This is a genomic window from Pontibacter locisalis (assembly GCF_042684605.1).
In the GTDB taxonomy this organism is placed as follows: Bacteria; Bacteroidota; Bacteroidia; order Cytophagales; family Hymenobacteraceae; genus Pontibacter; species Pontibacter locisalis.
In genome coordinates, this window is sequence record NZ_JBHULU010000031.1 from 1 (window position 1) to 1,136 (window position 1,136).

Sequence of the window (1,136 nt, forward strand, 5' to 3'; positions counted from 1 at the left end):
GACGGCCAGACGCATCAACCGAAGGGTGGGCTTCCAGCTCAATACCCCAGACATGCAGCTGGACCTGGAATAGGAACTGACTAAGTAATAACAGAAAAGGGCTCCGTAGAGAAATCTGCGGAGCCCCTTGTCTGTTGTTTATGCTAAAAAAATATCTATTTAGATTAAGTAACCATGTAGGTATACATTATACCTACTCGGTAAAAGAGGAATTTAGACGTAAGCCCTCTATTCCTAAAACAAAAATTACTTATCTTCTAATGCAAACTTGATTCAAGTATGTGCGTATTGCCATATATAAATATTTTGAACCCTTTATGCGAAAAATAACTACAAAACTTTCTGCTGTTGCACTTGTGCTGCTCTTCCTTATGATGCCAAGTGCTAACCTAGTAGCACAGACATCAGATCGGCCGAATAACATACAGTTGTATGGTACGGCACTTTCCTATAAAGGTGAGCTGGGAAACCAGTTTTGGGAGAGCACTTCAAAAGGTGGAGGACTCTCTTATTATCGTTTAATAAGCCCTTCTTTTGATGCTGGCTTGGATCTAACCTACAATAGAGCAGAACGAAATTTAACCCGCGCTGCGAGATTTGAGGGTGACATGATTTCTGCCATGCTTGCTCTTAAATTAAAGATGTATGGCACAATTCTTAAAGAAGATGCTTTAATTGGACCATATCTGGTAGGTAAATTTGGTGTAGCGCGCCTTGACTTTAGTGGTATTGCTCGAGATGCAGGTGGGGCTCCATTTGCAGAGAAAGGAGCAACTGCTATTGGGGCCGCAGGTGCAGGTATCCGTATTCGTATTACCGATGCCATAAGCTTGTTTGGAGAGACTACATGGATGGCTACTGCAAGTGATAATATAGATGGTGTCGACAATGATGATTGGGAACAATTCCTGGAGCACAGAGGCGGTATCGGTATAAACCTAGGTAAGTCTAAGGACACGGACATGGACGGTGTTCCGGACAGGAGGGACAAGTGCCCTGACACGCCTACCGGCGTGCAGGTGGACAAGGAGGGCTGCCCGGTTGACACGGACGGCGACGGCGTGGCCGACTACCAGGACGAGTGCCCGACCGAGGCTGGCGTGGCCAACCTGAAGGGCTGCCCTGACAGGGACAAC

The 1,136-nt window shown here is 46.4% G+C and carries 1 protein-coding gene; it reads left to right on the top strand.

The genetic code is table 11. The features are described 5' to 3' along the window. Positions 1 to 317: 317 nt before the first annotated feature. The coding region (locus ACFSRY_RS19135; RefSeq protein ID WP_377511926.1) for a thrombospondin type 3 repeat-containing protein at positions 318 to 1,136 on the top strand (819 nt) is incomplete at its 3' end.